This window comes from Pseudomonas brenneri (assembly GCF_007858285.1).
GTDB classification, from domain to species: Bacteria; Pseudomonadota; Gammaproteobacteria; order Pseudomonadales; family Pseudomonadaceae; genus Aquipseudomonas; species Aquipseudomonas brenneri.
Genome location: NZ_VFIL01000017.1, coordinates 76952 through 83102 on the forward strand (window position 1 = coordinate 76952; position 6151 = coordinate 83102).

General features: G+C 62.1%; 9 protein-coding genes. 4 read left to right on the forward strand and 5 right to left on the reverse strand.

Annotated features, from left to right (window positions below; translation table 11 throughout):
- Positions 1 to 3: 3 nt before the first annotated feature.
- The 5 genes from FJD34_RS26485 to FJD34_RS26505 all read right to left on the reverse strand — a co-directional run bounded on the left by FJD34_RS26485 (position 4) and on the right by FJD34_RS26505 (position 4219).
- Positions 4 to 1026 carry an SIS domain-containing protein gene (locus FJD34_RS26485; RefSeq protein WP_090290559.1) on the reverse strand — a complete coding sequence of 341 codons (1023 nt, stop codon included), beginning with the start codon at positions 1024 to 1026 and terminating at the stop codon, positions 4 to 6.
- Positions 1007 to 2113 carry an N-acetylglucosamine-6-phosphate deacetylase gene (nagA, locus tag FJD34_RS26490; RefSeq protein WP_090290560.1) on the reverse strand — a complete coding sequence of 369 codons (1107 nt, stop codon included), beginning with the start codon at positions 2111 to 2113 and terminating at the stop codon, positions 1007 to 1009. Before nagA ends, FJD34_RS26485 begins: the two co-directional genes overlap by 20 nt.
- Before the next feature lie 9 nt (positions 2114 to 2122).
- Positions 2123 to 2881, reverse strand: coding sequence for a GntR family transcriptional regulator (locus tag FJD34_RS26495; protein ID WP_032858256.1), 759 nt, complete (start codon positions 2879 to 2881; stop codon positions 2123 to 2125).
- Positions 2882 to 3143: 262 nt separating this feature from the next.
- Positions 3144 to 3647 (reverse strand): L,D-transpeptidase family protein, encoded by a 504-nt coding sequence (locus tag FJD34_RS26500; RefSeq protein ID WP_029296160.1) that lies wholly within the window; start codon positions 3645 to 3647, stop codon positions 3144 to 3146.
- A 23-nt stretch (positions 3648 to 3670) separates the two neighbouring features.
- Positions 3671 to 4219, reverse strand: a complete 549-nt coding sequence (locus FJD34_RS26505; RefSeq protein WP_032858255.1) for an NUDIX hydrolase — start codon at positions 4217 to 4219, stop codon at positions 3671 to 3673.
- Between the two features lie 146 nt (positions 4220 to 4365).
- On the opposite strand from FJD34_RS26505, the gene FJD34_RS26510 reads away from it, so the two are divergent.
- The 4 genes from FJD34_RS26510 to FJD34_RS26525 all read left to right on the forward strand — a co-directional run.
- Positions 4366 to 4968 carry a CoA pyrophosphatase gene (locus tag FJD34_RS26510; protein WP_029296164.1) on the forward strand — a complete coding sequence of 201 codons (603 nt, stop codon included), beginning with the start codon at positions 4366 to 4368 and terminating at the stop codon, positions 4966 to 4968.
- A 35-nt stretch (positions 4969 to 5003) separates the two neighbouring features.
- Complete coding sequence (locus FJD34_RS26515) at positions 5004 to 5528, forward strand: gamma carbonic anhydrase family protein (protein WP_032858254.1); 525 nt, start codon at positions 5004 to 5006, stop codon at positions 5526 to 5528.
- Positions 5525 to 5740 carry a DUF1289 domain-containing protein gene (locus FJD34_RS26520; protein ID WP_032858253.1) on the forward strand — a complete coding sequence of 72 codons (216 nt, stop codon included), beginning with the start codon at positions 5525 to 5527 and terminating at the stop codon, positions 5738 to 5740. Before FJD34_RS26515 ends, FJD34_RS26520 begins: the two co-directional genes overlap by 4 nt.
- Before the next feature lie 102 nt (positions 5741 to 5842).
- A partial coding sequence (locus FJD34_RS26525) for a helix-turn-helix domain-containing protein (protein WP_146552286.1) occupies positions 5843 to 6151 on the forward strand: 309 nt, incomplete at its 3' end.

Below are 6151 nucleotides of genomic sequence, written 5' to 3' on the forward strand. Positions count from 1 at the left end.
AACTCAATGGGTGCGAGTGACTTTGCTCAGGTGGCGGGGCTGGTCCGGGTCCATGCCCCGGGCCTGGGCCAAACCTGCAGCCATCACATAGAAACTCTGGATCGCCAGGATCGGGTCCAGGGCCGGGTGTTCGGCGCGGCTCAAGGTCAGGTCGCGCTCGGCGATATCGTCGGGCGCGGCCAGCAGTACCCGGGCTCCGCGTTGACGCATTTCCGTGGCCAGGGTCAGCAGGCCCGGCTGTTCGGCGCCGCGTGGGGCGAACACCAGCAGCGGGTAGTTGTCATCGATCAACGCCATCGGCCCGTGGCGCACTTCGGCGCTGCTGAAGGCTTCGGCCTGGATCGCCGAGGTTTCCTTGAGCTTGAGCGCGGCTTCCTGGGCGATGGCAAACCCGGCGCCACGGCCGATGACCATCAGGCGTTGGCAGTCGCGCAGGGCGTCGATGGCCAGGCTCCAGTCCTGGGTCGCCGCTTCGCGCAGGCCGGCGGGCAAGGCGTGACAGGCTTCGAGCAGACCATCTTCCTGATTCCAGTGGCCGACCAACTGGGCGCTGGCGCTCAAGGTGGCGATAAAGCTCTTGGTCGCGGCCACGCTGCGCTCGGGGCCGGCGCACAGCGGTACATGGAACTCACACGCGGCCTCCAGGGGCGAGTCCTCGGCGTTGACCAGCGACACACTCAACGCGCCGCGTTTGCGCAGCAGGCGCAGGCTGTTGACCAGGTCCGGGCTCTGCCCCGACTGGGAAAAACCGAAGGCCGCCTGGCCGCTGACCTTCAGCGGCGCCTGCGACAGCGTCACCACGGACATCGGCAACGACGCCACCGGAATGCCCACGTGCTGCATGGCCAGGTAGGCGAAGTAACTGGCAGCGTGGTCCGAACTGCCACGGGCGACGGTCATTGCCACTTGCGGCGGCTGGCGGCGCAGGCGGCCGGCGACCTCGGCCAGCAGCGGGTCGAGGCATTGCAATTGGGCCGCGACGGCCTCACAGGAGGACAGGGCCTCTTCAAGCATTTTTGAAGTCAATGGTTTCTCCTTCGACCATTACGTCGGTGAGGTGCAGGGAGCGGTCCAGGCGCACGCAGTCGGCAAAGCTGCCGGGTTGCAGGCGGCCGCGTTGTTCCAGGCCCAGATAGTCCGCAGGAAATTGCGACAGGCGCTGTGAGGCTTCGTTGATAGGCAGGCCGATCTTCACCAGGTTGCGCAGCGCCTGATCCATGGTCAGGGTGCTGCCGGCCAGGGTGCCGTCGGCCAGGCGTACGCCGCCCAGGCATTTGGTCACGGTATGGCTGCCCAGCTTGTATTCACCGTCGGGCATACCGGCGGCGGCGGTGGAGTCGGTGACGCAGTACAGGCATGGGATCGAGCGCAGGGCTACGCGCATGGCGCCGGGGTGCACGTGCAGCAGGTCCGGGATCAGTTCTGCGTAGGTCGCATGGGCCAATGCCGCGCCGACGATGCCCGGCTCGCGGTGATGCAGCGGGCTCATGGCGTTGTATAAATGGGTGAAACTGGTCGCGCCGGCGGCCAGGGCGGCGACGCCTTCTTCATAGCTGCCCAGGGTGTGGCCGATCTGCATGCGCACCCCGCGCTGGCTGAGGGCGCGGATCAGGCCGTCATGGCCGGCGATTTCCGGGGCAATGGTGATCACCCGGATCGGTGCCAGGCGCAAATACTCCTCGACCTCGGCCATCAACGCGGTGTGGGCGAAGTTGGGCTGCGCGCCGAGTTTGCCGGGATTGATGTAGGGACCTTCCAGGTGTACGCCCAGTACACGGGCGCTGCCGGCCGGGCGGTTTTCGCAGAACTGGCCGAGTTCGCCGAGCACCCGGGAGATTTCCTCGACCGGGGCAGTCATGGTGGTGGCCAGCAACGAAGTGGTGCCGAAACGCACATGGGTGCGGGTGATGGTCTCGAAGGCGCTGCGGCCTTCCATGATGTCCTTGCCGCCACCGCCGTGCACATGCAGGTCGATAAAACCCGGCAGCAAGTAGGGCAGATCGTTGTCGGCCGGATCGCAAAGCACGCCTTCGACGGCGCTGACTTTGCCTTCGTGGTGCACCAGGCGGCCGCGAATCCAGCCGTGGGGCGTGAGGATATTGTCTTCGGACATGGTAGTTCTCTAAGGCCGCAACTCGGCGGCAAAGTCGTATCGACGCAGCTCTGCGACAAAGTCGTAGTAATCGTTGCGGCAGTAGGTGTCGGTGATCTCGATCGGCGTGTTGTCGGCGGTGTAGCCGACCCGGGTCATCAGCAACATGGCGGTGCCGGGGGCGATGCCCACCAGGGCGGCGAATTCGTCCGAGGCGTTGATTGCCTGGATATGCTGCAGGGCGCGCACCACCGGTTTGCCGATAGATTCCAGGTGTTCATAGAGCGAGCAGCCGATGGCCTGGGGCTTGGGAATGAGCGAGGCCGGCAGGGCGCTCATCTCGATGGCCATGACGGTGTCATCGGCTTTGCGCAGGCGCTTGAGGCGCGCCACTTTGTCGGTGGGCGACAGGCACAGGCGGATCAGCTCTTCGTGGGTCGGAGGGGTGATTTCGCGCTCCAGCCACTGGGAGCCGGGGACAAAACCCTTGAGCCGCAGCATCTCGCTGAACCCCGAAAGGCGCGACAGCGGTTGTTCCAGGCGCGGCGTGATAAAGGTGCCGGAGCCCTGGTTGCGACGGATCAGCCCTTGGGCGAACAGCACTTCCAGGGCTTTGCGGGCGGTCACCCGGGAAATGCTCAGTTGCTCGCTGAGCACGCGTTCCGAGGGCAAGGCCTGCTCGGATTTCCATTGCCCGGCATGAATCGCTGCTTCCAGGCTGCGGGCCAGTTGCAGATAAAGCGGCGTGGATTGTTTGTCGTCGGGGCGCAGGGCCTGGATAGGATTCATCTGTAGGTTTCCGATGCGGTTATTGGAGTGTTGTCGCCCGGTATTGGCCGGAAATTAATACCACTTAAATACCATGTCAATGCTGCCAAAAGCGCGCAGATGCCTGTTTTCAAGCACCTTAAAGGTGCCTGGTATCAAGTGGTATTAGAGAGGTCTTTATCGCGCGCAGAAAGACGCAGCCCCTGGCAGTGAAATGGTATTCACCGGCAGGGGCTGTGGGGGAGGCAGGTTTTTTTTGAATTATTTTACGAACGGTCGAAGGTTACGGGCGGATCTCGATCATCGTGCCGTCCTTGACCAGGTTCCACACTTCGCGCATGTCGACATTGCGCATGCCGATGCAACCGTCGGTCCAGTCCAGGGTGTGGAACCACTGTTCGGGGTATTCCTCACTGTCTGGCGTGCCGTGGATCATGATCATGCTGCCGGGCTTGACCCCCTCGCGACGGGCGCGGGCGGCATCGCTGATGTTGGGGTAGGAGATATGCATGGAGAGGTTGAAGCGGTCGCTGGTCTTGCGCCAGTCGATCCAGTAGAAGCCTTCCGGGGTGCGGCGGTCGCCTTCGATCAGCTTGTGGCCCTTGGGGTTCTTGCCCAGGGAAATGCGGTAGGTCTTGAGTGGCTTGCCGTCGTTGATCAGTTGCAACTGATGGGCAGACTTGAGCACCAGGATCTTCTCGACGGGTTTACCGCCCAGGGTTTGCAGGGTGGTGGCGCACGACAGGCTGGCGAACGACAGGCAGAGCAGGGCAAGCAACCAACGCATTGGAACGATATCCGTATAAAGGCTTATTGCGCCGGTTGAGTCAGGGGCGGCACCGATTCGCTGCGCACGGGGAACACCTGTTGCCGACGGTCGGCAAAAAAGCATTCTAAGGTACGCCTGACCGTGCGGAAAGCCAGCTCGGACCAAGGGATGTCGGCTTCGTCGAACAACCTGACTTCCAGGCTCTCGGGGCCGGCGGCAAAGTCCAGGTCGATCAGTTCGGCCCGGTAGAAGATATGCACCTGGCTGATGTGCGGGACATCGATCAGCGTGTAGATATTCAGGTTGCGCACCCTGGCGCAGGCTTCCTCCAGGGTTTCGCGCATGGCGCCCTGTTCGACGGTCTCGCCGTTCTCCATAAAACCTGCGGGCAGGGTCCAGAAGCCCAGGCGCGGTTCGATGGCGCGCCGGCACAGCAACACCTGGTCGCCCCAGACCGGCAGGGTGCCGGCGACGATATTGGGATTCTGATAGTGAATGGTCTGACAGTGGTCACACACATAACGCAGGCGTGCGTCGCCTTCGGGAATGCGCTGGGTGACCGGTTTACCGCACTGGCTGCAGAAGTTCATGCTTGGGTTCCTGGGGACTGCGCCTATCTTGGCGTGCAGGGCAGTGGCCTGCAAGTTGTCGTTTAGCGACACCGCCAGGGTTTTGGGGTTGGGCACCCGTACGCTTTGGTGCATGATGCAAGGTAGCCAACAGATCGAGATGACTCATGCTGGACGAGCTACTTCGCCGGGTAAGCAATCACACACCACGCACGCTGGAAACTGACGGCCGTTTCCCTGAGGCCGCCGTACTGGTGCCGATTACCCGCAGTGACGAACCCGAGCTGATCCTGACCCTGCGTGCCAGCGGCCTGTCGACCCATGGCGGCGAAGTGGCGTTCCCGGGTGGGCGCCGCGACCCCGAAGACCCTGATCTGGTGTTCACCGCGTTGCGCGAGGCCGAAGAGGAAATCGGCCTGCCACCGGGCCTGGTGGAAGTGATCGGCCCCTTGAGCCCGCTGATCTCCCTGCACGGCATCCGCGTGACTCCCTATGTGGGGGTGATTCCCGATTACGTCGAGTACCTGGCCAACGATGCCGAGATTGCCGCGGTATTCAGCGTGCCCCTGGAGTTTTTCCGCCAGGACCCACGCGAGCATACCCACCGTATCGATTACCAGGGCCGCAGTTGGTATGTGCCCAGCTATCGGTTCGGTGAGTACAAGATCTGGGGACTGACGGCGATCATGATCGTCGAGTTGATCAACCTGCTCTATGACGATGCCGACATCAGCCTGCACCGTCCGCCAAAAAGCTTTATCAATACTTAAGCCATCGTTTGAATGGCAAGCCGTGAGGGAAGACCATGAAATACCGCCTGGGCGATGCCCGCGTCGAGACCCATCCGCACAGTTGGGTGGCGCCCAATGCCACGCTGGTAGGCAAGGTCAAGCTGGAGGAGGGGGCCAACGTCTGGTTCAACGCGGTGTTGCGTGGCGACAACGAACTGATCCTGATCGGCAAGAACAGCAACGTGCAGGACGGCAGCGTGATGCACACCGACATGGGTTACCCGCTGACCCTGGGCACTGGGGTGACGGTGGGGCACAACGCGATGCTGCATGGTTGCACCGTTGGCGACTACAGCCTGATCGGCATCAACGCGGTGATTCTTAACGGTGCAAAAATCGGCCGGCACTGCATCATCGGCGCCAATTCGTTGATCGGCGAGGGCAAGGAAATCCCTGACGGCTCGCTGGTGATGGGCTCGCCCGGCAAGGTGGTGCGGGAATTGACCGAGCAGCAGAAAAACATGCTTGAGGCCAGTGCTGCGCACTATGTGCATAACTCCCAGCGCTATGCCCGTGATCTGGTCGAGCAGGAAGAATGAGTGCAGTCGAACGCCCCGTCGCCTCGCCCTGCGTGAGCATTTGTGCGTTGGATGACGACGATATCTGCACCGGTTGCCAGCGCAATGTCGACGAAATCACCCGTTGGAGCCGCATGGACAACGCCGAGCGGCGGGTGGTACTGGGGTTGTGTCATGAGCGGGCGCTGGCCAGCGGGGTAGTATGGATGATTCCTGGTAAATCTGGCGGCTGATAGACCGCTATCGCGAGCAAGCCTGCTCCCACATTGGAATGCATTTCAAAATGGACTGCCCCCAAGAAGTTGGACACCAATCCAATTTCTTGGGGTGTTCACATGAGCAAGTATTCAGATCAATTCAAGCTCACCGCCGTCCAGGCCTACCTGGAGGATGGCAAAGGGTTCAGAACAGTAGCTCAGCGATTTGCAGTGGACTTCAGCCTGCTGCGGCGCTGGGTCTGCGCTTTCCAGAAGCATGGTCAGTTCAGCCTGCGCAAACCAGGCCAGCGGTACAGTGTGACCTACAAGCGCTCAGTCCTTGAGTACATGCACAAGCATCAGCTTTCCTCGCGCCAGACCGCCGCCCATTTCGGCCTCGGTCAGTCCTCGCAGATAGGCATTTGGGCACGGCAGCACTACAGTGGG

Bases quoted from the DNA above. Each gene is read 5' to 3' on its own strand.
- FJD34_RS26495 (WP_032858256.1), bottom strand. From the start codon at position 2,881: ATGAATCCTATCCAGGCCCTGCGCCCCGACGACAAACAATCCACGCCG.
- FJD34_RS26505 (WP_032858255.1), bottom strand. From the start codon at position 4,219: ATGAACTTCTGCAGCCAGTGCGGTAAACCGGTCACCCAGCGCATTCCC.
- nagA (WP_090290560.1), bottom strand. From the start codon at position 2,113: ATGTCCGAAGACAATATCCTCACGCCCCACGGCTGGATTCGCGGCCGC.
- FJD34_RS26520 (WP_032858253.1), top strand. From the start codon at position 5,525: ATGAGTGCAGTCGAACGCCCCGTCGCCTCGCCCTGCGTGAGCATTTGT.
- FJD34_RS26515 (WP_032858254.1), top strand. From the start codon at position 5,004: ATGAAATACCGCCTGGGCGATGCCCGCGTCGAGACCCATCCGCACAGT.
- FJD34_RS26510 (WP_029296164.1), top strand. From the start codon at position 4,366: ATGCTGGACGAGCTACTTCGCCGGGTAAGCAATCACACACCACGCACG.
- FJD34_RS26500 (WP_029296160.1), bottom strand. From the start codon at position 3,647: ATGCGTTGGTTGCTTGCCCTGCTCTGCCTGTCGTTCGCCAGCCTGTCG.